General features: G+C 42.1%; 24 protein-coding genes, 1 tRNA gene and 1 pseudogene. 15 read left to right on the top strand and 11 right to left on the bottom strand.

Translation table 11 applies throughout. The features are described from left to right. Position 1: 1 nt before the first annotated feature. The 12 genes from traJ to B0I21_RS11215 all read left to right on the top strand — a co-directional run bounded on the left by traJ (position 2) and on the right by B0I21_RS11215 (position 9685). Positions 2–997 carry a conjugative transposon protein TraJ gene (traJ, locus tag B0I21_RS11275; protein WP_133640575.1) on the top strand — a complete coding sequence of 332 codons (996 nt, stop codon included), beginning with the start codon at positions 2–4 and terminating at the stop codon, positions 995–997. Positions 998–1010: 13 nt separating this feature from the next. Beyond that, positions 1011–1634, top strand: coding sequence for a conjugative transposon protein TraK (traK, locus tag B0I21_RS11270; protein WP_133640574.1), 624 nt, complete (start codon positions 1011–1013; stop codon positions 1632–1634). A gap of 10 nt (positions 1635–1644) precedes the next feature. Then, positions 1645–2064, top strand: coding sequence for a hypothetical protein (locus B0I21_RS11265; RefSeq protein WP_133640573.1), 420 nt, complete (start codon positions 1645–1647; stop codon positions 2062–2064). Between the two features lie 13 nt (positions 2065–2077). Then, entirely contained in the window at positions 2078–2377 is a 300-nt protein-coding gene (locus B0I21_RS11260) for a nitrogen regulatory IIA protein (RefSeq protein ID WP_133640572.1), read from the top strand. A 58-nt stretch (positions 2378–2435) separates the two neighbouring features. Next, positions 2436–3761, top strand: a complete 1326-nt coding sequence (traM, locus tag B0I21_RS11255) for a conjugative transposon protein TraM (RefSeq protein WP_133640571.1) — start codon at positions 2436–2438, stop codon at positions 3759–3761. A gap of 24 nt (positions 3762–3785) precedes the next feature. Continuing rightward, positions 3786–4688 carry a conjugative transposon protein TraN gene (traN, locus tag B0I21_RS11250; protein ID WP_133640570.1) on the top strand — a complete coding sequence of 301 codons (903 nt, stop codon included), beginning with the start codon at positions 3786–3788 and terminating at the stop codon, positions 4686–4688. A gap of 17 nt (positions 4689–4705) precedes the next feature. After that, entirely contained in the window at positions 4706–5263 is a 558-nt protein-coding gene (locus B0I21_RS11245) for a conjugal transfer protein TraO (RefSeq protein ID WP_133640569.1), read from the top strand. Positions 5264–5317: 54 nt separating this feature from the next. Next, positions 5318–5722: a DUF3872 domain-containing protein gene (locus B0I21_RS11240; RefSeq protein ID WP_394346358.1), complete on the top strand. Its 405-nt coding sequence runs from the start codon at positions 5318–5320 to the stop codon at positions 5720–5722. Positions 5723–6166: 444 nt separating this feature from the next. Further along, the gene (locus B0I21_RS11230) at positions 6167–6925 is read left to right on the top strand and encodes a hypothetical protein (RefSeq protein ID WP_133640566.1); all 759 of its coding nucleotides are present in this window, start codon (positions 6167–6169) and stop codon (positions 6923–6925) included. Positions 6926–7084: 159 nt separating this feature from the next. Next, entirely contained in the window at positions 7085–8179 is a 1095-nt protein-coding gene (locus tag B0I21_RS11225; protein WP_133640565.1) for an FRG domain-containing protein, read from the top strand. Positions 8180–8243: 64 nt separating this feature from the next. After that, on the top strand, positions 8244–8921 hold the full coding sequence (locus B0I21_RS11220) for a hypothetical protein (protein ID WP_133640564.1): 678 nt from the start codon (positions 8244–8246) through the stop codon (positions 8919–8921). Between the two features lie 326 nt (positions 8922–9247). Further along, positions 9248–9685 carry a response regulator gene (locus B0I21_RS11215; protein ID WP_133640563.1) on the top strand — a complete coding sequence of 146 codons (438 nt, stop codon included), beginning with the start codon at positions 9248–9250 and terminating at the stop codon, positions 9683–9685. Positions 9686–9914: 229 nt separating this feature from the next. Here the strand turns inward: B0I21_RS11215 and B0I21_RS11210 are convergent, their stop codons facing one another. Then, complete coding sequence (locus B0I21_RS11210) at positions 9915–10448, bottom strand: antirestriction protein ArdA (RefSeq protein WP_133640562.1); 534 nt, start codon at positions 10446–10448, stop codon at positions 9915–9917. Between the two features lie 490 nt (positions 10449–10938). Between B0I21_RS11210 and B0I21_RS20145 the strand changes: the two genes are divergently transcribed. Both B0I21_RS20145 and B0I21_RS20380 read left to right on the top strand, forming a co-directional pair. Further along, on the top strand, positions 10939–11100 hold the full coding sequence (locus B0I21_RS20145) for a hypothetical protein (RefSeq protein ID WP_166637837.1): 162 nt from the start codon (positions 10939–10941) through the stop codon (positions 11098–11100). Between the two features lie 4 nt (positions 11101–11104). Next, positions 11105–11902: pseudogene (locus B0I21_RS20380) on the top strand (recombinase family protein); the annotation flags it as partial. Between the two features lie 739 nt (positions 11903–12641). Here B0I21_RS20380 and B0I21_RS11200 read toward each other — a convergent pair. The 7 genes from B0I21_RS11200 to B0I21_RS11170 all read right to left on the bottom strand — a co-directional run bounded on the left by B0I21_RS11200 (position 12642) and on the right by B0I21_RS11170 (position 15872). After that, positions 12642–12714 (bottom strand) — tRNA-Lys (locus B0I21_RS11200). A gap of 161 nt (positions 12715–12875) precedes the next feature. Next, complete coding sequence (locus tag B0I21_RS11195) at positions 12876–13181, bottom strand: LPXTG cell wall anchor domain-containing protein (RefSeq protein WP_133640561.1); 306 nt, start codon at positions 13179–13181, stop codon at positions 12876–12878. A 249-nt stretch (positions 13182–13430) separates the two neighbouring features. Next, positions 13431–13874 carry a 50S ribosomal protein L9 gene (gene rplI, locus B0I21_RS11190; protein ID WP_133640560.1) on the bottom strand — a complete coding sequence of 148 codons (444 nt, stop codon included), beginning with the start codon at positions 13872–13874 and terminating at the stop codon, positions 13431–13433. Positions 13875–13886: 12 nt separating this feature from the next. Beyond that, a complete protein-coding gene (rpsR, locus tag B0I21_RS11185) occupies positions 13887–14150 on the bottom strand; it encodes a 30S ribosomal protein S18 (RefSeq protein ID WP_037502742.1) in 264 nt (87 codons plus the stop codon). Continuing rightward, complete coding sequence (gene rpsF / locus B0I21_RS11180; protein ID WP_037502740.1) at positions 14150–14518, bottom strand: 30S ribosomal protein S6; 369 nt, start codon at positions 14516–14518, stop codon at positions 14150–14152. Before rpsF ends, rpsR begins: the two co-directional genes overlap by 1 nt. Before the next feature lie 96 nt (positions 14519–14614). Then, the gene (locus B0I21_RS11175) at positions 14615–14992 is read right to left on the bottom strand and encodes a YchJ family protein (protein ID WP_133640559.1); all 378 of its coding nucleotides are present in this window, start codon (positions 14990–14992) and stop codon (positions 14615–14617) included. Continuing rightward, a complete protein-coding gene (locus tag B0I21_RS11170; protein ID WP_133640558.1) occupies positions 14979–15872 on the bottom strand; it encodes a cupin-like domain-containing protein in 894 nt (297 codons plus the stop codon). Before B0I21_RS11170 ends, B0I21_RS11175 begins: the two co-directional genes overlap by 14 nt. A gap of 125 nt (positions 15873–15997) precedes the next feature. On the opposite strand from B0I21_RS11170, the gene B0I21_RS11165 reads away from it, so the two are divergent. After that, positions 15998–16495, top strand: coding sequence for a lipocalin-like domain-containing protein (locus B0I21_RS11165; protein ID WP_133640557.1), 498 nt, complete (start codon positions 15998–16000; stop codon positions 16493–16495). Positions 16496–16572: 77 nt separating this feature from the next. On the opposite strand, the gene B0I21_RS11160 is transcribed toward B0I21_RS11165, so the two are convergent. Genes B0I21_RS11160 through gyrA form a run of 3 tightly spaced genes read right to left on the bottom strand, consistent with a single transcriptional unit; the run spans position 16573 to position 21423 of the window. Beyond that, entirely contained in the window at positions 16573–17742 is a 1170-nt protein-coding gene (locus B0I21_RS11160) for a tetratricopeptide repeat protein (protein ID WP_133640556.1), read from the bottom strand. A gap of 2 nt (positions 17743–17744) precedes the next feature. Next, positions 17745–18899, bottom strand: a complete 1155-nt coding sequence (locus B0I21_RS11155; protein ID WP_243836059.1) for a tetratricopeptide repeat protein — start codon at positions 18897–18899, stop codon at positions 17745–17747. Continuing rightward, entirely contained in the window at positions 18853–21423 is a 2571-nt protein-coding gene (gene gyrA, locus B0I21_RS11150) for a DNA gyrase subunit A (RefSeq protein WP_133640555.1), read from the bottom strand. The genes B0I21_RS11155 and gyrA overlap by 47 nt, the downstream gene beginning before the upstream one ends. Between the last annotated feature and the right edge of the window lie 217 nt (positions 21424–21640).

Below are 21640 nucleotides of genomic sequence, written 5' to 3'. Positions count from 1 at the left end.
TATGGAATGGAAAAATCTTCACGAACTCCTGCGCTCGCTGTATGATGAGATGCTCCCACTGTCCGCCGATATGGCGACAGTGGCTAAGGGCATCGCCGGATTGGGCGCACTGTTCTACGTGGCACTGAAAGTGTGGCAGGCATTGAGCCGTGCAGAACCGATAGACGTGTTTCCGCTCCTGCGACCTTTCGCCATCGGGCTTTGCATTATGTTCTTCCCGACCATCGTATTGGGAACTATCAATGCGGTAATGTCTCCGGTGGTAAAAGGAACACACGCCATGCTCGAAAACCAAGTGCTTGACCTAAACCAATTGCAGGCACAAAAAGACCAGTTGGAACGGGAGGCGATGCTCCGCAATCCCGAAACCGCTTACCTCGTAAGCGATGAGGAATTTGATAAGAAACTGGACGAATTGGGATGGTCGCCGTCCGATTTGGCTACCATGTCGGGAATGTACCTTGACCGACAAGCCTATAAGATTGAGAAAGCCATAAAGGAATGGTTTCGCAATCTATTGGAGATACTTTTCCAAGCATCCGCTTTGGTCATAGACACCATACGGACGTTCTTTCTTATCGTGCTGTCCATTCTCGGGCCGATAGCCTTTGCGATAAGTGTATGGGATGGTTTTCAATCCACACTTACGCAATGGCTGACCCGATATATCAGCGTGTACCTGTGGTTGCCCATCGCCGATATGTTCAGCTCTATGCTTGCAAAAATTCAATCCCTCATCATCGAACGGGATATTGATATGCTTGCCGACCCGACCTACATCCCCGACACATCCAACACCGTGTATATCATCTTCATGATAATTGGCATAGTGGGCTACTTCACCGTTCCAACGGTGGCAGGTTGGGTAATACAGGCAGGGGGCGCAGGAAACTTCATGCGTAACGTAAACTCTACGGCATCGAAAACCGGAAACATCGCCGGAGCGGGAACGGGGGCTGTTGCAGGCAATATCGGTGGCAGGTTAATGAACAAATAAAAATCAAGAAGCAATGGAATTTAAGACACTAAGAAATATCGAAAACAGCTTTAGGCAAATACGGCTGTACGCTATTGTATTTGCGGTACTCTGCATCGCTGTGGTAGGTTATGCCCTATGGCAGTCCTACCAGTTTGCCGAGGCGCAACGCCAAAAAATATATGTACTGGACAAAGGCAAATCTTTGATGCTGGCACTGTCACAGGATGCAAGCATCAACAGACCTGTTGAGGCAAGGGAACACGTTAAGCGTTTCCATGAACTGTTCTTTACGCTCGCACCCGATAAGAACGCTATTGAAAGCAACATGAGAAGGGCTTTTAATCTTGCCGACAAATCGGCTTTTGATTATTACAAAGACCTCTCGGAAAAAGGGTATTACAACCGTATCATTTCGGGCAATGTGCAACAGCGTATCGAAGTGGACAGCGTGGTCTGCAACTTCGACACCTATCCCTATGCCGTAAGAACGTATGCCAAACAGTATATCATCCGTCCAAGCAACGTGACCAAACGGAATTTGGTCACTTCATGCCTATTGTTGAACTCGGTCAAGTCTGACAACAACCCACAGGGCTTCAATATCGAAAAGTTTGCCGTGTTGGAAAACAGGCATATAGAAGTCGTAGACCGTTAAAGTCAAGATTATGGAAGCAATATCAGATTTGAACACGTTCGCCAAAATCCTTACCGCAAAAGGGTATGACGGCTATTTCCATACGCAGGGTGCGTATGCCGGAAAACTGAAAGCAAGCATCAGCGAATATCTCGCCAACAGCCCCAAAGGTGTGGTTAAACAGGAGTTGTTGCTGACCTGCTTTCTGCAATGGGCAGGCGAAGACCTGCCCAGGGTAGAATGCCTTATGAGGGTGAAGTACCTAAACGGCAAATTCTTCCTTAACAGCATGGAAGTTGCGAAAAAAGACCGTTACGGGCAAGTGCTGAAACAATCGGAACTGACCGACCTGTCGGTCGTGACCGCTCCCAAAGCAAAGGAAGCAATCGCTATGGTCAGCGATGCACCTGCACAAAAGGCTACTTCCCAAAACAGGCGTTTCAAGCACTAAACATGGTCAAGGCATGAAAAATCTAAGAACAACAATCAATAATTGGTTTGACAGGCTCGATGGACAGTGGCGAGCGATGCCTGTTAGAAAACAGCACCGCTATACGCTACTGCTCTTTTTGGGCTATGCGCTATTGTCCGTTGCCGTACTGTTGAAAGTGTGCTACGATATAGCACATTCCGATAGCACCCTAACCATAGAGCATATCGAAAACCCGATTAACGGCCAAAATAAATCCTCGGTTTCTCCGCAGGACAGTATTAACAAAATCTTAAAACGTAAAATGTATGAAACCTGCATGAGTTGCCTCTAAAAGGGAAATAACATCAACTCATGCAAGCTTCATCGCCTTTAAAAAACAAATTATAAAGATGAAAAACAGTGAAAACAAGAGGGTAAGTTTTTTGGTCGAAGATGACGACCCGAAAAACGGAATGGATGCACCGCAGGACGGTGCGCAGAACAAAGCCGAAAAGCTAAAGAAGCCTATCATTTTTGCCCTTATGGGCGTGGTATTCTTCGGCTGTATGTACCTAATCTTCAAACCGTCCTCCGATAAGAAAACGGTTGAGGATATTGGTCTGAACGATGCCGTACCACAGGCGACAGATGCAGGGCTTCAATCCGATAAGCAAAAGGCTTATGAACAGGAAATGCTCGAACAGAAAATGCAGGAAAAGCGCAATGCGCTCCTGTCACTATCCGACTATTGGAGCGAGGACGGTAACGCCGATCCGGAAGCGGAGCAACCGGATGAGGGCTACGAAGACGGCTTCGCTTACGGCGGTGGTACACGCAGGAACAGCAACCCTGCATTAAACAGTTACCGAAGTGCGCAAAGTACGCTGACCTCGTTCTACGACAACAGCGATTACGAAACGAAGGAACTCCGCAGACAGGTTGAGGAACTGAAAGAGCAACTGGCGGAAAAAGACGTACCGCCTACAACGACCGTGGAAGACCAACTGGCTTTGATGGAAAAGTCATACGAAATGGCTTCCCGTTACCTCCCCTCAACTCCGGCACAGACGGGCAATGCTGACACAACAGCTTTGGCAAAGAGTACCTCGCAAAAAGAGCATTTCGTGGCATTCACCCCCGTAAGGAAAAATACGGTTTCCGCCTTGTACCGTGAACCGACCGACAGTGCTTTTTTGGCAAACTGGAACGAAACCCGAAACCGTGGCTTTTATACGGCAGGCGTTTCGGAACAGGTCATACAACCGAAAAACAGCATTAGGGCTGTAGTACAGGAAACACAGACCGTAACGGGTGAAAGCGGTGTGCGTTTACGCTTGTTGGAAACGGCACAAACTCCCGTCCGCTCCATTCCGGCAGGAACGGTACTGACGGCTAATGCCAAGTTTCAAAGTGGAAGGTTGCAGTTAAAGGTAACCTCCATCGAATTTGAGGGCAACATTATTCCGGTCGATATAACCGTGTATGACGTGGACGGACAACAAGGGCTATATGTGCCGTATTCCCCCGAAATGAATGCCCTTACCGAGATAGCCTCCAACATGAGCCAAACGGGGGGAACAAGTATCATGATGACACGCTCGGCAGGGCAACAGATGGCAGGCGACCTTTCCCGTGGGTTGGTGCAAGGGGTATCGGGGTACTTCTCCAAGAAAGTAAGGACACCGAAAGTAACCGTCAAAGCCGGTCATCAGCTATTCCTCGTTTCAAAAAATTAATGTTTAACTAAAATCAAAAAGAAGATGAAAGCAATATTTAAAAGCCTCATGGCAATGGTCTGTTTAATGGTCTTTATCACAGGTGCAAATGCACAGCAAATTGCATCCAGTACAAGAAAATTGAGTATGGGCAAGGTTGACCCTTACGAAATGCAGGTAACGTACAGCAAAACCTCGCACCTCATATTTCCGTCCGCCATCCGCTACGTGGATTTGGGCAGTGAATACCTTATTGCAGGCAAAGCCGAGGATGCGGAAAACGTACTGCGTATCAAGGCAAGCGTAAGGGATTTTGACGAGGAAACCAATTTTTCGGTTATCACGGACGATGGTCGGTTTTACAATTTCAATGTCTTTTACAGCCCTTATCCTGCAACATTGAATTATGATTTGCTGACCATGCAAAAGGCATCGGACAGGGAAAACGGTAACGATGTTCTGTTTGAGGAATTGGGAAGCAACTCGCCGTCACTGGCAGGCTTGCTCATGGAAACGATTTACAAAAAGAATAAAAGGATTGTAAAGCATATTGGGGCGAAAAGCTACGGCATACAATTCCTGCTAAAAGGTATCTACGTCCATAACGGAAAATTCTATTTCCATACGGAACTGCGCAACAAAAGCAATGTTCCGTTCAGCATTGACTTTGTGAATTTCAAGGTCGTGGACAAGAAAGTCGGCAAGCGTACCGTGGTGCAGGAAAAGGCAATGAACCCGTTGCGTATGTACAAAACGCTCGGTGAAATAACGGGCAATACCACTGACCAAAACGTGTTCCTGCTTGACCAGTTTACCATCACGGATGACAAAGTTTTGGTTATCGAAATTTTTGAAAAGAACGGGGGCAGACAACAGGTATTGCAGGTGGAAAACTCCGACCTCGTACACGCCAAGCTGATAAGCGATATGCACCTAAAGATTAATTAACCCAAAAAGAACGAACAATGATGAGATACATTTTTGCCATGGGGCTTGCCATGCTAAGCATGAAGGCGGTACAGGCACAGCGAATGCTCCCCAAACAAAAGGGATTGGAAATAAACGCAGGTATGCTGTCCAAAGAAATAAGCGACAATTACTATCTGAATTTGGCATTGACCGTGAACAGAAAGAACGGCAATTACTGGATATGGGGTGCGGAGTACACCCATCAGTTTTCCGATTACAGGGATGTACAGATACCGCTCGAAACCTATACGGGCGAAGTGGGTTACAGTCTTCAGCTATTGGGCGATGCAAGAAAGACCTTTACGCTGAATGCAGGGCTAACAGCCGTGGCAGGTTATGAAACCATCAACCGGAGTGAAGCAATGCTACCGGACGGCTCGACCATTCTCGACAAAGACAATTTTGTCTATGGTACGGGCGGACGGCTCACGCTCGAAACGTACCTGTCCGACCGCTTTGTCCTGCTCCTGCAAGGGCGGACAAAAGTATTATGGGGCACGGATTTGAAACAGTTCCGTCCATCGGCAGGGATTGGACTAAGGTTTAACTTTTAAAATTGATTTACGATGAAAATATTAATCAGAAAGTACGGCCTACATTTGCAGGCAATGTTCATGCTCTTGGCGATGTTGGTCTGCGCCGTGGTGCTGACTTCGTGTGAAAAAGACGAACTCGATATACAACAGAATTACCCTTTTGAGATACAGGTGATGCCTGTACCCAAAGAGGTAGCGAACGGACAGACCGTTGAAATACGGATTACCGTTCAACGGTCGGGCAATTTCAATGATGCGAAATACTACATCCGCTATTTCCAGTTTGACGGACAGGGAACATTGCGGTATTACAGCGAACCGCCGTATATGCCCAATGACGTGTACGTGTTGCCACAGACACAATTTAGGCTGTATTACACTTCCCAATCCACCGTATCACAGTCGTTTGATATTTGGATTTCGGACAACTTCGGGAACGAAAAGCAAATAAGTTTCCAGTTTAATAGCCGTGATTAAAGACGGCAAATCCCGTCCATAGTGGCGGGATTTTTTGATTAAACTGTGTTCTATTTTGCTGTGGAGCAAAACAAATAGATTTTGTAAATTTAGAGATTGAAATATAGGTGTTTATCGTTATGGGTGCATCACTGGTTTTAGGCATAATAGCATTGGTTTTGGGGTTAGTTCTGCGTTACTGGATTAACCGCAGGAAGTTTTACAGACGTAGCTCGACCGGAGCGGAGGGCTTTTCATCATATGAAAAATCGGTTGCGATTAAGTTTATCGAACGTGTGGGCAAATGGATAGCTTACGCCCTAATTATATTCGGTGTGCTTTTCCTGTGGAGTTATTCAAGGCAGAAAAAGGCATCCCAAAATACGGAGATTCAAAAACCATAAGTTTGCAAAAGAAATTAGTGTAATAGAAGACAACAACAAATACAGAAATAAAAAAGTAGATATGAGTAAACACAGATTTTTTATAGCTACAAGCGGTAATGATGATGATGCTTATAAAGAAGCAATGCGTTATGCTTGTGAACTTGCCGACAAAGACCAAGAAATCAAAAAAGTGATTATTTTAATACATACAAAAAATAATACAGGTTGGTTTGAGAGATTGTTTGGTATAGATGTCGTAAAACAATTATTTAAAGGAACGAAATTTAAAAATTGTAAACCAGTTTTTAAATTTGAAACAAAAAGAACTTATAAAGACAGTTACACTACCTCTGAAATTGTCATCACTTGTGGACTAGATAATGATGACTTATCCCCAATTGACGACTTTTATTCTGTAAAAGCAATAATTGCCATTCCTTGGCTCGCAAACGGACTGGATAAGTGGGTTCAGACTTGGAATCCGACCGAACTTCGTGGGAATCAACATGCTGTTTCAGCATATCCAGAGCCCTCTTGTATAGTAAAAAAAGCTATGAAGAGTCTGACAAACAGTATTAATATGTCAACGGGTATTTCTCATCATTCAGATGAGGAGCAAGCCAAAACATATATTCTTGCATTGCATAAATATGAACCATCTATAAATGCTGACATCATAGGAGCTTATCTTATTCGAGAACTAAATTGGGACACTGACCACGCAAAAGACATTGAAAAGCTAATTGATACCTTGAATAATGGAAAATACTTTCAAGGTGGCAGACGGACGGGGCTTCAAAATTATTATAAACGATGGAAGAAAGAATGTGAAGAATAGCAAAAAGATAAGCCCGCATCGCTAACAGGTATTTGGCAAGAAAGTGGAGTTGATTATCTAAATAAAGCTTTAATCCCTATCAAATTCAATTCTGGCATAAGTGTAGCACTTCGAAATCTACTGCTTTTCGAAGCTCCAAGCAGATATAAAAAAAATCAAATGCGACGAATACAACCTGAACTAACAGACGAATTGTTGAAACACTTTGGTGACCCGTCCAAAGTTGGTGCGAGTGATCCGTTTCCGGTTGAGACATTTAGAGAACTTGTTGAACACACGGCCAAATTAGCTTTCAAAAACAAAGACCATTTAATTTTTTATCGAGGACAGTCCAGAGACTATAAAAACAAGGCCGGGAGCTCTTCATTTTATCCCAGCATTTATCGAGGGGACTATTTACCAATTCGTGAACTTACAAATCGGTTTGACATTTTAGAAGGAGCAAGCAAGGCTTTGGTTGACCTCTTTGATAGCAAAAAGATAGAGGGTTACAAAGAACTCAAAAGAAGAAAAGCTGTTCAATGGAGTGTATTACAGCATTATGAAGTATGCCACACTCCTTATCTTGATTTTACCCATTCTTTAAGAGTTGCTTGTTCGTTTGCAACGATGGACAATGCGGAAGATTTTGCCTATGTTTTTGTTTTTGGACTTCCATATTTGACTAATAGAATTACAATTAATTCAGAACACGATTTAATAAATATTAGACTGTTAAGTATTTGCCCACCGACAGCTTTGCGACCATATTTTCAAGAAGGTTATTTAGCGGGTACAGATGACATTACAACAAGCTATGACACAAAAACTGAACTTGACTTCAACAACAGACTTCTTGCTAAATTTAAAATACCAAACAATAAATCGTTTTGGGGAAAAGGATTTGACCAAATTCCAATAAAATCATTGTATCCTGATAAAGACCCAATCTTCGAATTATGCCAACAAATAAAGTATATCGCTGACAAAGAGCTAAGAACAGGTGACTTAGGCGAGTTTCTTAAATCGTGGGCTGAACTTGAAGAAAAACTAATAACATTGGCTCGTAAGCAAACCGATAGATTTTTGAGTGTTCGTGAAGCTAATAGAATGTTGCTTGAAAACGGTTACCTTGATAAGGAACAATCTCTTCAAATTGACAGACTTAGAACCTTTAGAAATACTTTAGTGCATACGCCTAAAAAAGTTACGACAGGGCAAATTCTAGACTTCTTATATACACTTGATGAGATTCTAAAGACAGTAAAGAAATGAATAAACTGATTGAACACCATATTAGTAATGGAAACCGTACTAACTGGAAATTTCCGAAATTATAATGAACAAAAAAAACACAATGCAAGTGAATGAGATTGACAAAGTAGTTAAAAAGCTAAACGCTATCGAACAAGTTTTTGGCATTGGAGGAGTAATACTTGTAATTGCTCTGGCTGTAGTTCTTATCCTCACATGGAAATATTTAGTGAAGAGGTCAGAATTAATTGCTCAAGAGGTGTCAGAACAATCACTCAAGAAATTTCAGTCAAATCTTGACAAAGACCTTGTAAAATTTAAAACCAACCATCAAAAGCAAGTGGACGCAATTCATGACACTTTTCAGAAGTTTCAAAGAATGACATCAGTTATTAATTACATGATGAAAGGTGAAAAATTTACTCAACACATAAAGCCAGACGAAGAAGTAAGATATTTGATAAACTTCCGACACGAATTCAAAGACATTTATCATCAAAATCGACTTCTATTTCCTAAACAACTTTGCGAAAAAATTGATGCCCTCATTCCAACAGTTGACGAGTTTATTGAGACATATAATGGAGGATTGTTTCCCGAACAAACAGAGGAAGAAATGGAATTTAATGCGCAAAATAATGATGGGTACTATATAGCAGGAATCTGGAATATTGGTGCATTTGAAGGAACATTAACGGAACTTGAACAAATCTCCACAGAAATTGAGAACGAGTTTCGGAAGATATATGGAACGAATGATTAAGCTTAATTCGAGACATCTTCGATCGAATTGTAGGGCTGAGAATAAAGAATGAATATGCAAGATAAGAACATTATACGGTTGCGTAATAGAATCGACATCATTACCTTTGTAATTGTAAAATATTAAAATTCTTAAAGTGTTTTTGCTTTAAGTCTCGATACTGAAAACTGGTAATTTTTAAGACAACGAGACAATAAGTAGGAATACTCACGCCATAGGCGTGGGTGCTCGCTTATTCGTTGTCAGGCATACCAGTGCCCCAGTATCGGTAAGTGTAGTTGCCTGCGCTTTTTTTATTGCAGGTCGCTACTTTTAAAACAGATATTATGAATACTGGAAAAGACAATGAAAACAATGTCTATGTAGCGGTCATAGATGACAATCCACAGCTTCGGGATATGTCTGTAAAGCAACTTGAAAATTCGGGATATACGGTATTGTTCCATTCGGATTACGGGCAGGATGCCCTGCAAAAAATAAAAGAGAGTGGCAAGTTGCCGGATGTCTGTCTCATTGAGGAAGACTTTACTACGGCTAAACTTTTACTTGAAAAGCATCCCGATTTGAAAGTCCTAATTTCAAGTATGGAAGATGACACGGAAAGCATAACAGATATGCTAAAAGCAGGCGTTTCAGGTTATGTCTTGAAACTCTCCGACCCCGAAGAAATGGCGACAGCCGTTAAAGCGTTGAGCAGAAACAAAAAATATTTCAGTGTGGGTGTTAGCGAAATAGCATTGGAATATTTTAAAAGTCAACGATAAACGTAGGTTTCTTTGCTACTTTCTTTTTCGTTTCAACTCACGAAAGAAAGTAGAACGGCAATCTACAGCCTCTTTGGGAAATGCGGATATAGGGAGTTGTAGAGTGACTGCATTTAACAAAGGGGTTGTTCCGCTTTCCGCAAAAAGACGGTTCCGACCATCGAAAGGACCTGTCTTTTTGCCCACCGGATTTTAATAAAGATGGGAACGGCGCACCGTTCCCGAAGTTTTATGAATTGTAGAATACATGACCGCCATCACTCCAATAATCACCGCAAAACAGGTCATGGGCATAAGCCTCATAATCGAAGTACGTTTTTGCAAATTCGGGCAAGTCCATTTGCTCTACCTGTTCATAGGCAAAATCTTCCTCGTCCTTGTATTCCCCTATATAGTCATTGTCAAAGTCGCTTATTAGGTCATCAATATCCCCCTCGGATAGCTTACGGTGTTCGTTGTCGCACCATATTAGAAACGCCTTTTTTCGGGTTTCGTCCATATCTTCCAAAGCCTCCAAAAACTCAAATATGCTATCGCTTATCCAACTTTCGCCGATTAAGCCGTTCGGGATATTCTCGTAATCTTGAAACATAAATTCGGGGTCTTCCTCGTCATCGTGCAACTCCCTGCAAGCATCGTAAAATTCGTCTTTGTCCGCATATTCGGATAGCGTTAGCCATTCCCCGAAGATTGAACCGCCATTATATTTTGCGTATGTGCCGACATATACCCTTGCTTCCGATGTATTTATTTGATGTGTCATTTCTTTACTGTTTTGAATTAATTTTTTTTATTTATTCGGCAATGAGAGGTGGTGCTGTTGTTTTGTTTCAATACCATTTCCAATGCTTATATTCCTCATGCCTGACATTTTTTTTATTCGTGTAAAGAGCCGGAGTATGCTGTGTTTCGTTTCGGGAGCAGTTTAGGTTAGTGTTTAGGATGCACAAGGTTTTGGAAAACAAATACTACCCAACGGGTGGAGATTTTTCTTCAAACTTGCATGACCTTTTGCTTCCGTTAAGAACACGTCTAACCTTTGCTCCATGAAACGTGAACAACAGGCATATTCGCTTTTTAGGCATAACCAAACGTGGAAGTAATGAGGAACAGCATTGCCGAAATGGTTCTAAACAGGCAGACTATGCCAAGTAATTCAACCCAAAGACACAATCCAATATCCAGTCCATCAGTGCAATAAGTTTGTCTGTGCGGATTAATCCGTGTGGTTAACAAGCAAAAATCAGTTGAAGATGGAGAAAGAAAAAGCGAACGATTTAACCCCCGAAAGAGTTGTACAAATCTTGAAAAAGAAAGGAACAGAGGTCGATTTAGAGGAAGCGAAAACCATCTTGGGGTTTGTCAAGAAGATAGCTGACATTGCAGTTAACCAGTATCTAAGAGGAAAACTTTAATCTAATGAAAAAGGCAGATTTATACATACGTGTATCGACAGACGAGCAAGCGGATAAGGGATATTCGCAACGTGACCAAGAAGACCGATTAAGAAAATATTGTGAGATAAAAGGCATTCCGGTAAGGGATGTTTACGTAGAAGACCATTCGGCAAAATCGTTCAAACGTCCAGAGTGGCAGAAATATTTATCCAACCTACGCAAGACAAAGAACAACAAAGCGGGGTCGATAATATTATTTACCAAATGGGATAGGTTCAGTAGGAACGCAGGGGATGCCTATCAGATGATTAACCAGTTGCGGACACATGGCGCTGAGCCTGTTGCGATAGAACAGCCCTTAGACCTTACCATTCCCGAAAATAAAATCATGCTTGCGTTCTATCTTGCATCACCGGAAGTTGAGAACGACAGGCGTGCATTAAATGTGTTTCACGGGATGCGCAGGGCGAAAAAAGAGGGGCGGTATATGGGTACTGCTCCATTGGGATATGCCAATAAGATAACAGAGGGCAAAAAGAAGTTCATTGCACCCCATGAATTTGAAGCACCGCTTTTAAAATGGGCGTTTGAACAAATCGTTTCCAATAACTTCAATACCGAACAGATATGGAAGATGGTTCGGGAGAAAGCCGATGGAAAGGGGCGGTTCAGCAAAAATAACTTTTGGGTAGCTGTCCGAAATCCCTTGTACTGTGGCAAAATATTCATTCCTCCATACAAAGAGGAAAAGGGATATTTTGTCAAAGGACAGCATGAGCCATTAATCAGCGAAAAGACGTTTGCGGATGTACAGGATATTCTCGATGGGAGAAAGAGGGTTGTAAAGCCTAAAATTGTGGCTATGGACAATCTACCGCTTAGAGGGTTTATTAAATGCCCTAACCCTAATTGTAATAGGATGCTCACAGGGAGTGCCTCAAAGGGAAAGATGGGCAATTACTATTACTACTATCATTGCACTTCCTCCTGCGGAGTACGGTTCAAAGCCGAAACCGCCAATGAGGCTTTCTTAAAACAGTTACGGTATATGTCGCCAAAAGAGGGTATGGTCGATGTTTTTATCGAAGCCTTTATAAAAGACTCCAATAACAAAACCAAAGCCCAAAATACCGAACGGACAAATATCATAGGTGAGATTGATGCGTTGAACAAACGCTATCAAAATGCGCTTTTAAAGAATGCCGATGGAGAAATGGCAGATGACGATTTTCAAGAAGTAAAGAAATTGACCAAAGGAAAGATTGAGGTTTTGGAACGTAGATTAAACGACTTGGCAGTAGTGGGAACAGAGATAAAAGACTTGGTAGCATCCACCTTAAAAAAGGTCGCAAACATTGATAGACGCTATGAAAACGGCGATATTGAGGAAAAAAGGCTTATAGTGAGTTCGATGTTCCCCGATTTTTTGGAATTTGACGGAAAAAGACATCGAACTCCGAGACTAAATTCTGCTATTGCTCTTATCTATCAGGATAACAGCAAGTTACAGGGCAAAAAAAATGGGACAAGTCTATTATTTTTAGACTTGTCCCAAGACGTGATCCCGCTGGGATTCGAACCCAGGACCCATACATTAAAAGTGTATTGCTCTACCAGCTGAGCTACAGAATCGTTTTTCTTTATTACTGCGTTTAAAGAGACGCAAAGGTAGGAAAATCTGGCAAATTTGCAAATAAAAATATCGCTTTATTCGCTGATAAAATTTAAAGAAATTGTGTTAAACTAATAGCACAGATTTCCTCAAGTGCATAGATAAATTGCAAGGCATCTTATTAATCGTTTTTGCCGAGAAAATTACGGTCTTCTGCAGACAAATGTGGGTAGGGGTCAGCTGATACTTCGTCGTTTGCAGGTATGGGCTGATTGTCATGAGCTGAAGTCGTGCTCGTGGGCTTACGTCGCCTGCGAAACAGAATTCCACCCATAATAACTCCTAAAAGGAAAAAAATTCCAAGGATCAATAATTTTGATGTGCGTATCTCTCCGAAGAACCAAAAGCTCGCTTCTTCTTTATTATTGAATAGAACGATGATGACAACAGCGGCTAGCAAGCCAAATATGATAGTTTTTGGTTTCATGCTTAATATTAGTCTTAAAAGTTATACGGCCCAAGCGGATGATTCCATATGACATATATCGCATGGACATTTTCTTATATGTTCGTTTATAGTCACCGTTGGTATCGTATCTGTATGCAATAACAAAGAAACGAAAATAATGTTATTCTACATTTAAAAATAAATATAGAGGGGGGAGTGCGCTGTGGAAGCAAAAAAAAAGAGGGATATGATTGCTCATATCCCTCTTTTAATTCGTTCAAAGCGTAATTAGTCAGCAACGACTTCGAAAGGAACTTGAACTTTAACTTCTTTGTGTAAGTTTAAGTTAGCTACATACTCACCTAAATGCTTAGGCTCTTCTTCGAATGTGATGCGACGACGATCAACGTCAAAACCTTGTGCTTTCAAAGCTTCAGCAATTTGAATGCTATTTACTTTACCAAAGATTTTACCTGATTCACCAGCTTTTGCGCCGATAGAAAGTTTAACGCTTTCTAATTTACCAGCTAATTCTGTTGCATCTTTTTTGATCTTCTCTTGCTTGAATTGCGCTTGTTTGATATTCTCAGCCAATACTTTTTTTGCAGAAGAAGTTGCTAAAACAGCAAATCCTTGAGGGATTAAGTAGTTACGACCGTAACCTGGCTTTACAACCACTACATCGTCCTTTTCACCAAGGTGCTTAATGTCTTGTTTTAAAATGATTTCCATGTCGTATCCTCCTTATTTTAATGAATCAGCTACGTAAGGTAATAATCCAACGATACGTGCGCGTTTAACAGCTTGAGCAACTTTACGTTGAAATTTCAAAGATGTACCTGTAAGACGACGAGGTAAGATTTTACCTTGATCGTTCACAAATTTCATTAAGAAGTTCGCGTCTTTGTAGTCGATATATTTGATACCGTTCTTTTTGAAACGACAATATTTTTTACGGTTGTCCTCTACTTTAGGGGCAGTTACGTATTGGATGTTTTCGTTTGCCATTAGTTTGCTACCTCCTCAGTTTTAGTTTCTGCTTTTTTATTGAATGCACCGCTACGTTTTTTCTCGTTGTAAGCCAATGCATGTTTGTCTAGAGCAATAGTTAAGAAACGCATTACACGCTCATCACGCTTGTATTCGAGCTCTAATTTTTTAATTAATTCACCTGGAGCCTTGAATTCAGTTAAGTGATAAAATCCAGTCGTTTTTTTCTGGATTGGATACGCTAATTTTTTCAAACCCCAATTGTCTTCAGCGACAATCTCGGCTCCGCCTTCTGAAAGGATAGTTTTGAATTTTGCGATTACTTCTTTCGCAGCCTCCTCAGAAAGCAACGGGGTAAGAATGATGACAGATTCGTACTGTTGCATTTTTAATAAATTTGTTAATTAAATAATACTTTCCGCACTTACGGAAGTGCAAAGGTACAAAATAATTCTTTCTTTATGCAATGTCTATTAAAAAAATTAGGAAAGCAGCCGGCCATCGAGATAATACCATATTCCTCGATCTTTTTTGAAGCGTGATTTTTCGTGGTGCACGGCCGGCTCAAACTGTTTATCAAGGTAGTGGGCCTTAAACTCGACCGTAGTTGTACTGGCCTGTATAATTTCCAAATGCATCCATTTGTTTTCTTGCGCCCAAGCCGCTATCTCCTTCTTGTTTTGATAGCGCCGACTATCCGGATGAAAGCTGTCGTAAAGGAAATCGATCAGCGATCGGGTAAAAGCAGTATAGCGTGCCCGCATTAATTGTTCAGCTGTTATGGCTGCCTGTCTATCCTGATGCACAAGCAAACAGCAATCCGCATAAAAGCGGGCAGACCCACAATTACAATTTACCATGTTCATGAGGCTGATTACGTTTCCTATTCAGCGCCGCCTGGCTCTTTTTAAATGCCGATTGCTGTTTATAGGCTACCCATTTTCCTTTCCACAGTTTACGCATAAGCTTGTCCGTATACCGCATAACAAAAACTTCCTTGAGCATCTTTAAAAGACGCTTTGGCGAGGAAGGGAAGGAGCGGAGGGTTACCGAAAACCCCGCCTCAAGGTAACGGTTGAAATGCCAATATCCACTAGGCATAAATAGCGCATCGCCGTGTTCCATGAAAATTTCGTAACCCGCAGCATGTTCCAAAGCGGGAAATAGCGTGTAATCCGGATTCTCGTAGTCGATATTGTAAACCGTATGCACCGAAAGGGGAACTTTATAAAGATAGGGTGCTTGATCGGGTGGAAATAGCAAAACACGTTTTTTACCCTCAAACTGGAAATGTAGCAGATCACCAAGATCAACATCATAGTGCATTAATACACGCGCTTCGCTGCCACCAAAGAAGAGGGTGGGAATGCGTTTGAAATACTTAAACCCCAAGTCCGGGTACGTGAAGTTCTTCAATAATGCCGGCAGCTTATCCGTAATGATGTAAAAGAAAATGCGTAGATCCGATGGCTCGCTCTTGATCAGGCGGATGTATTCCCGCATCTTCATAAACGTAACAGGTTCATCGGTAGCTTTATTCGGATCGGCTGGCTTATTATCATATAATCCGACAACTTGATCACCTGCCTGCTCAAATATGTACTCTAAATTCCATTTATCATAAGCCTCCCAAGATTTCGCCAAGCCCTTGATTAAAACCGGTTTTTGAGGCCGGAAATACCTCTTTAAAAAATCCTCTTTACTTATATTTTCAACGGTATCAACTTTCGATAAAAGCATAACATCATTTTGGTAGCTAAATGTAACAAAAATATTTCTGTCAAAATAGTATCATTCCGATTTTCCGATAAACTAAGCAAAATATAATTACGTTATGCATATAGACTAAACATAAAACTATTTTTATGACATCACTCAAAAACGAATTGGTAGGAACTTGGAAACTTTTATCCTACATCGAAGTCCCCATAGCAGGTGATGATTCACTATTTCCGATGGGGAAGACCCCATACGGACTACTAATGTATACAACAGACGGCTACATGTCTGTGCAGATAAGCAAAGACAATAGGTTACCTTATAAAAGCGACGATAAGTTATTAGCGAGCCCTGAAGAGATGACATCATCCCTTCAAGGTTACATCGCGTTCTGTGGTAAATTTAAAGTTGATAACAGCTCGGCCATCGTGACCTACACTGTAGAAAGTTCGCTGTTTCCAAACTGGAAGAATAAAATACAGCGTCGGAAAATAGATTTCGAGGGCGATATACTTTACTTAAAGTCTACTGAAGCTATTTTATCGAATGGGGTATACGTTAATTCTTACATGACTTGGCAAAAAACAGATCGTTCAACAGATGATGCGTTGGCAGCGCGCGTACGCAGAGAACTGGCGGTATAAAAGATCGTGGTTAAGTAATATAACAAAAAAATGGACATCATTTCGATGTCCATTTTTTATTACCAATAGTGGTTATTTTAGTTTATAGCGTCGATTTTCGCTTGGATTTCAGCAGATTTTGCTTCATCTTGTTGGAAATCGTAGTAGCCTTTCAAACTACGTAATGCATCTTTATCTTCTGGATTTAACTCTACCACCTTGTCTAGATACGGTAAAGCCGTTTTGATCTTCTCTTTAAGTGCTGTTAACTTTGTATTGTAGTCAGTATTTGACAATTGCTTGTTTTCATTCAACGCATTCAATTCATCACGGACGCCATTGATAATGGTCGCTGCAGCGTTACGGTTTGCATCCGAGTAATTCGGATCTATCGACACGGCTTTCTTGTAAGCTTCGATCGCTTTGTCGTTGTTGTTCGACGCAGATTGCGCAATACCCAAATAGTAATACAATGATTTATTGTTACCATCTTTTGCAATTTGGTTTTCAATATCTGTAATTACCTTCGCTTCGTTACCGACGATTAAGTTCAGTTCAATATTCTGTACGGCAGCATCGTTATCATTAGGATACGCCTGTGCAGCTTGTGCAGCGTACTCGATAGCGTTTGCTGTATCCTGAGCAGATAAATACAACTTCGGAAGATCTACCATAACCGATTTATGTGACGAAAACTCTTTCGCTGGAACCAATTCTTTGAATTTTTTGATAGCGTTAGGGTAATCCTGATTTTGAATGGCCGCTAAACCCGAGTAGTAGGTCAGCGTCGTGTCACCTGGCAGGTAACCCAATGCTTGATCAAAAGAGCCGTAGGCCGTTTTGAAATCTTGTTTTTCCCATGCCGCTACACCTTGATTGAAGTTAAACTGGCCTAACAATTGGCCTGCAACCTTGATATTTTCTGCATTTTTACCATCCTTATCCAGTTCAGTAGCTTTCTTAATACCTTCCGACGCAGCAGTAGCAGCTTCGGATGTGCTATTTAAAGAAGCTAGATTTGCATTGACTAACGCGTAAAACGTCCAAGTTTCTGCATCATCTTTAGTTTTATCATGCGTGATAGCTTGATCAATTGCTTCTTTTGCGGCATCTAAGTTGCTTTTTCCTAACTCAGCAGAGCCAGCTGCTTGGAGTTCTTGGAACTTCTGAAGCGAAGTTTTTGCTTTTCGCAAGTTACTCGTCTGTGCAAAAGTGGTGCTGCCTGCGGCTACCAGTAATGAAAATACTATTGCTTTTTTTACATTCATACCTAATTATTTGATAGTTGATTCAATAATAATTTAACACGATCTAGTTGTGCTAGATCGCCTGATTTCTCATAATATAATGAGAGAGACTTCAAAGCATTAACGTCATACGGACGAATTTCGTTTGCCTTCAGCAACAAATTTTGCGCATTATACTGCGCTTCATTGTCATTTTCGTCACGTAAGAAGTCGTTTAAGTAGATGAGTCCGAGTGCCAGGTTCGATTCGTAATTGTTCTCGTTGAGCTGCAATACTTGTTGATAGTATTTTTTTGCGACCTCGAGGTTTCCAACAGTTTCGTTTGAATAACCAGCAAGGTAATTTAGTTCAACGTTTTGCGGCTCATATTTAATGGCCTCATCGATTAGCGGAACAATAGCTTTGTACTCGGTATTTTGTGCGAACTCTTGAATTAAACGCATCAATACGTTCTTGCTGTCGGGGAATTTCGTGCGAGCGGTTTGCAACGTGTTTAAGACCGCCTGCTTGTTGCCAAGTTGATTGTAGACATTTACCAATTCCAAATAGCGGCTAGCAGATGGATCATCATTTTTGAGAATCTGGTTGTAATAGCCGACCGCAGAATCGTATTGCTTGGTCTGTACAGCCAACAACGCTAAATTATAGGTCACGTCATAGTTCGCAATGTTCAAATCACGCACTTTTAGGTAGCTGTTATAGGCTGCCGTATAATCTTGCTTTGCCAATGCCTTATTCGCATTGGAAATATGGGCTGCGGCAAGGTTTTGCTTCACATACTTCATTTCTGCCGCATAATTCTGCACATCTCTAGCCTTTATTTTTCCCAAGGAATTATACGTGATATTGATCGGGTCAGTCGCATTTTTGATGGTGCGAGCCGAATCAGCGTAAGCCATGGAACTATAAATCATCGCCCGCAGCACATTCACCCGGGTGTTGGTTGAATCCCGGCGGGTCTGGTAAGCGGCATCGATAAATTTTTTCGCACTTTCCAGGTTTTTTAGATCGCCTGTCTGTGTGTAAAAGGCAAAGCTGTTGCTGCTCTCTTTGTAGTTTGATTGCGCCACACTATTAGCCGAAATACAAAGCAACACCCCCGAAACGAGGGCGTGCAATGTGGAAAATTTTTTATTGCTCCTTGTCATCTGTATCTGTCGATCCGTTTGATTCTTCATTATCATCTGTATTGATGTCCAAATCTTCTTCCAACTCGGCTTCCTCTTCCTCCTCGCGTGCAACTTTCGTGATGGATGCAATAGCGTCCGATTCCTTCAGTGTAATCAAGCGCACACCCTGTGTCGCTCTACCCATCACCCGAAGTGTCTCGACTCCTATGCGAATCACAATGCCTGATTTGTTAATCATCATCAGATCATCGGCATCGGTCACCCCTTTAATGGCCACAAGTCCGCCCGTTTTATCGGTTACATTAATCGTTTTTACACCTTTTCCTCCACGATTCGTGACGCGGTAGTCTTCGATGTATGTACGCTTGCCATATCCTTTCTCGGAAACGACAAGAACCGTGGTATCTGAACTATCTACAGCAATCATGCCAACAACCTCATCGGTTTCACTTGCTAGCGTGATACCACGTACACCTGTTGCTGTTCGACCCATTGGCCTTACGTTGCCTTCATTGAAACGAATAGCTCGTCCAGAACGTAGCGCCATAACAATCTCGCTGCCACCGGTAGTTAAGCAGGCTTCAAGTAGCTCGTCGCCCTCGTTAATGTTGATGGCATTGATACCATTGGCACGCGGACGCGAATACGCTTCCAGCGACGTCTTCTTAATTGTACCTTTTTTGGTACACATGATGATGAAGTTATTCTCCAAGTATTCCTGATCTTTCAGGTTTATAATCTTGATGAAAGCCTTGATCTTTTCCTCCTTCGGCACATTGATGATGTTTTGTAATGCACGACCGCGAGATGTTCGGCTTCCTTCCGGTATTTCGAATGCACGCAACCAGAAGCAGTGTCCCTTATCAGTAAACAGTAATAAGTAGTTGTGGGCAGATGCCGTGATAATGTGCTCGGTGAAGTCTTCTTCGCGAGTCGAAGAGCCTATGGCACCTTTGCCGCCACGTCCTTGCCTACGGTACTCCGTTAGCGGCGTGCGCTTCACGTAGGAGTTATGCGAGATCGTAATGACAATCTCTTCATCATCGATGAAGTCTTCCATACGCATATCTTCAGCGGAGTGAACAATTACCGAACGGCGTTCATCACCATACTTCTCTTTAACCTCAACGAGCTCTTCTTTGATAATCTTCATACGTAGACCTTCGTCTGCCAATACTTCCCTCAAATACTCGATAGTTTTCATCAGTTCGGCGTATTCCTCTTTGATCTTATCACGCTCTAGTCCGGTAAGCCGTCTTAGCGTCATATCCAAAATGGCGCGCGCCTGGATATCCGTAAGGCCGAATTGCTCCATTAATCCTAAACGCGCATCCTCCGGCGTGGCAGAAGCACGGATTAACTTGATTACTTCGTCTAGGTGATCCAAAGCGATCAGGTAGCCCTCCAATATATGTGCGCGCTTTTCAGCTTCGGCAAGCTCAAACTTCGTGCGGCGAATAACCACCTCATGCCTATGCTCCACAAATTCATGGATCATGTCTTTCAAATTCAGCAACATAGGACGCCCTTTAACAAGCGCAATGTTATTAACTGAAAATGAAGTTTGTAGCGCTGTATACTTATAGAGATTATTCAACACCACATTGGCATTGGCTTCTCGTTTTATTTCGTAAACAATACGGAATCCTTCCCGGTCAGACTCATCGCGGATGGTTGCTATACCTTCGATTTTTTTCTCGTTAACCAACTCTGCTGTACGCTCGATCATGTTGGCTTTATTGACTTGGTAAGGGATCTCCGTTACGATGATACACTCCCGCCCATTCTTTAGGGTTTCAATTTCCGCCTTGCCGCGCATAACCACCCGGCCACGTCCCGTTTCGAACGCATCTTTCACGCCATTGTAACCATAAATGATACCGCCGGTTGGAAAATCCGGACCTTTTATATGTTGCATAAGTTCCGCAACCTCAATCTCCCGATTATCAATATAAGCCACGGTACCGTCTATCACTTCGGAAAGGTTGTGCGGAGCCATGTTAGTAGCCATACCTACAGCGATACCCGAAGCGCCATTGACCAAGAGGTTCGGAATGCGTGTAGGCAATACCGTTGGCTCTTGCAAGGAGTCATCAAAATTTAATTGAAAATCAACAGTATCCTTATTGATATCCGACAAAATTTCCTCTGCAATTTTCTTCAGTCTGGCTTCGGTATAACGCATTGCCGCCGGAGGGTCTCCATCTACGGAACCGTAGTTACCCTGACCATCGACTAGCGGATAGCGCATACTCCAATCTTGCGCCAAACGCACCATTGCATCGTAAACAGAAGAGTCACCATGTGGGTGGTATTTACCTAAAACGTCTCCAACGATACGGGCAGATTTTTTATAAGGTTTTCCACTCGTAACCCCTAAGTCTAACATGCCGTAAAGTACACGTCTGTGTACCGGCTTCATTCCATCTCTGGCATCGGGTAGTGCGCGGGAAACAATGACTGACATAGAATAATCTATGTAGGCAGATTTCATTTGATCCTCGATGTTAATAGGGATGATCCTGTCGTTAGCAGGGACTAAATTGTTTTCGTTTTCTGTTTCTTCAGCCATATTTATGCGGTTTCGATAAAACTTGATATGTCAAGAGATTGCACACATCGCATGCGAAGTTACGATTTTTTTTAATTTTAAGGTATATATAAGGCCGCTAAAAAGTGTGCCCTATTTCGCTGCTTTTGCACGACCTGCACAAACTCAGTACCTTGCATCGATGGCAGAGGTGTACCGACAGCTGTAGACGGTGAATCACGCTTATTCAGGTATGTCA

It is taken from the genome of Sphingobacterium paludis, from assembly GCF_004364125.1.
Taxonomy (GTDB): domain Bacteria; phylum Bacteroidota; class Bacteroidia; order Sphingobacteriales; family Sphingobacteriaceae; genus Sphingobacterium; species Sphingobacterium paludis.
Note: the sequence above shows the minus strand (reverse complement) of the source record. Positions and strands in the feature narration are given on the sequence as shown.

What these genes read in the sequence shown, in the direction of transcription:
- traK (WP_133640574.1), top strand. Translation starts at nt 1,011, where the DNA reads ATGGAATTTAAGACACTAAGAAATATCGAAAACAGCTTTAGGCAAATA.
- B0I21_RS11230 (WP_133640566.1), top strand. Translation starts at nt 6,167, where the DNA reads ATGAGTAAACACAGATTTTTTATAGCTACAAGCGGTAATGATGATGAT.
- B0I21_RS11160 (WP_133640556.1), bottom strand. Translation starts at nt 17,742, where the DNA reads ATGAATGTAAAAAAAGCAATAGTATTTTCATTACTGGTAGCCGCAGGC.
- B0I21_RS11245 (WP_133640569.1), top strand. Translation starts at nt 4,706, where the DNA reads ATGATGAGATACATTTTTGCCATGGGGCTTGCCATGCTAAGCATGAAG.
- B0I21_RS11175 (WP_133640559.1), bottom strand. Translation starts at nt 14,992, where the DNA reads ATGGTAAATTGTAATTGTGGGTCTGCCCGCTTTTATGCGGATTGCTGT.
- B0I21_RS11220 (WP_133640564.1), top strand. Translation starts at nt 8,244, where the DNA reads ATGAACAAAAAAAACACAATGCAAGTGAATGAGATTGACAAAGTAGTT.
- rpsF (WP_037502740.1), bottom strand. Translation starts at nt 14,518, where the DNA reads ATGCAACAGTACGAATCTGTCATCATTCTTACCCCGTTGCTTTCTGAG.
- B0I21_RS11210 (WP_133640562.1), bottom strand. Translation starts at nt 10,448, where the DNA reads ATGACACATCAAATAAATACATCGGAAGCAAGGGTATATGTCGGCACA.
- traN (WP_133640570.1), top strand. Translation starts at nt 3,786, where the DNA reads ATGAAAGCAATATTTAAAAGCCTCATGGCAATGGTCTGTTTAATGGTC.
- B0I21_RS11195 (WP_133640561.1), bottom strand. Translation starts at nt 13,181, where the DNA reads ATGAAACCAAAAACTATCATATTTGGCTTGCTAGCCGCTGTTGTCATC.
- B0I21_RS11170 (WP_133640558.1), bottom strand. Translation starts at nt 15,872, where the DNA reads ATGCTTTTATCGAAAGTTGATACCGTTGAAAATATAAGTAAAGAGGAT.
- B0I21_RS20145 (WP_166637837.1), top strand. Translation starts at nt 10,939, where the DNA reads ATGGAGAAAGAAAAAGCGAACGATTTAACCCCCGAAAGAGTTGTACAA.
- B0I21_RS11215 (WP_133640563.1), top strand. Translation starts at nt 9,248, where the DNA reads ATGAATACTGGAAAAGACAATGAAAACAATGTCTATGTAGCGGTCATA.
- rpsR (WP_037502742.1), bottom strand. Translation starts at nt 14,150, where the DNA reads ATGGCAAACGAAAACATCCAATACGTAACTGCCCCTAAAGTAGAGGAC.
- rplI (WP_133640560.1), bottom strand. Translation starts at nt 13,874, where the DNA reads ATGGAAATCATTTTAAAACAAGACATTAAGCACCTTGGTGAAAAGGAC.
- B0I21_RS11165 (WP_133640557.1), top strand. Translation starts at nt 15,998, where the DNA reads ATGACATCACTCAAAAACGAATTGGTAGGAACTTGGAAACTTTTATCC.
- B0I21_RS11265 (WP_133640573.1), top strand. Translation starts at nt 1,645, where the DNA reads ATGGAAGCAATATCAGATTTGAACACGTTCGCCAAAATCCTTACCGCA.
- B0I21_RS11260 (WP_133640572.1), top strand. Translation starts at nt 2,078, where the DNA reads ATGAAAAATCTAAGAACAACAATCAATAATTGGTTTGACAGGCTCGAT.
- traJ (WP_133640575.1), top strand. Translation starts at nt 2, where the DNA reads ATGGAATGGAAAAATCTTCACGAACTCCTGCGCTCGCTGTATGATGAG.
- gyrA (WP_133640555.1), bottom strand. Translation starts at nt 21,423, where the DNA reads ATGGCTGAAGAAACAGAAAACGAAAACAATTTAGTCCCTGCTAACGAC.
- traM (WP_133640571.1), top strand. Translation starts at nt 2,436, where the DNA reads ATGAAAAACAGTGAAAACAAGAGGGTAAGTTTTTTGGTCGAAGATGAC.
- B0I21_RS11225 (WP_133640565.1), top strand. Translation starts at nt 7,085, where the DNA reads ATGCGACGAATACAACCTGAACTAACAGACGAATTGTTGAAACACTTT.
- B0I21_RS11240 (WP_394346358.1), top strand. Translation starts at nt 5,318, where the DNA reads ATGTTCATGCTCTTGGCGATGTTGGTCTGCGCCGTGGTGCTGACTTCG.
- B0I21_RS11155 (WP_243836059.1), bottom strand. Translation starts at nt 18,899, where the DNA reads ATGAAGAATCAAACGGATCGACAGATACAGATGACAAGGAGCAATAAA.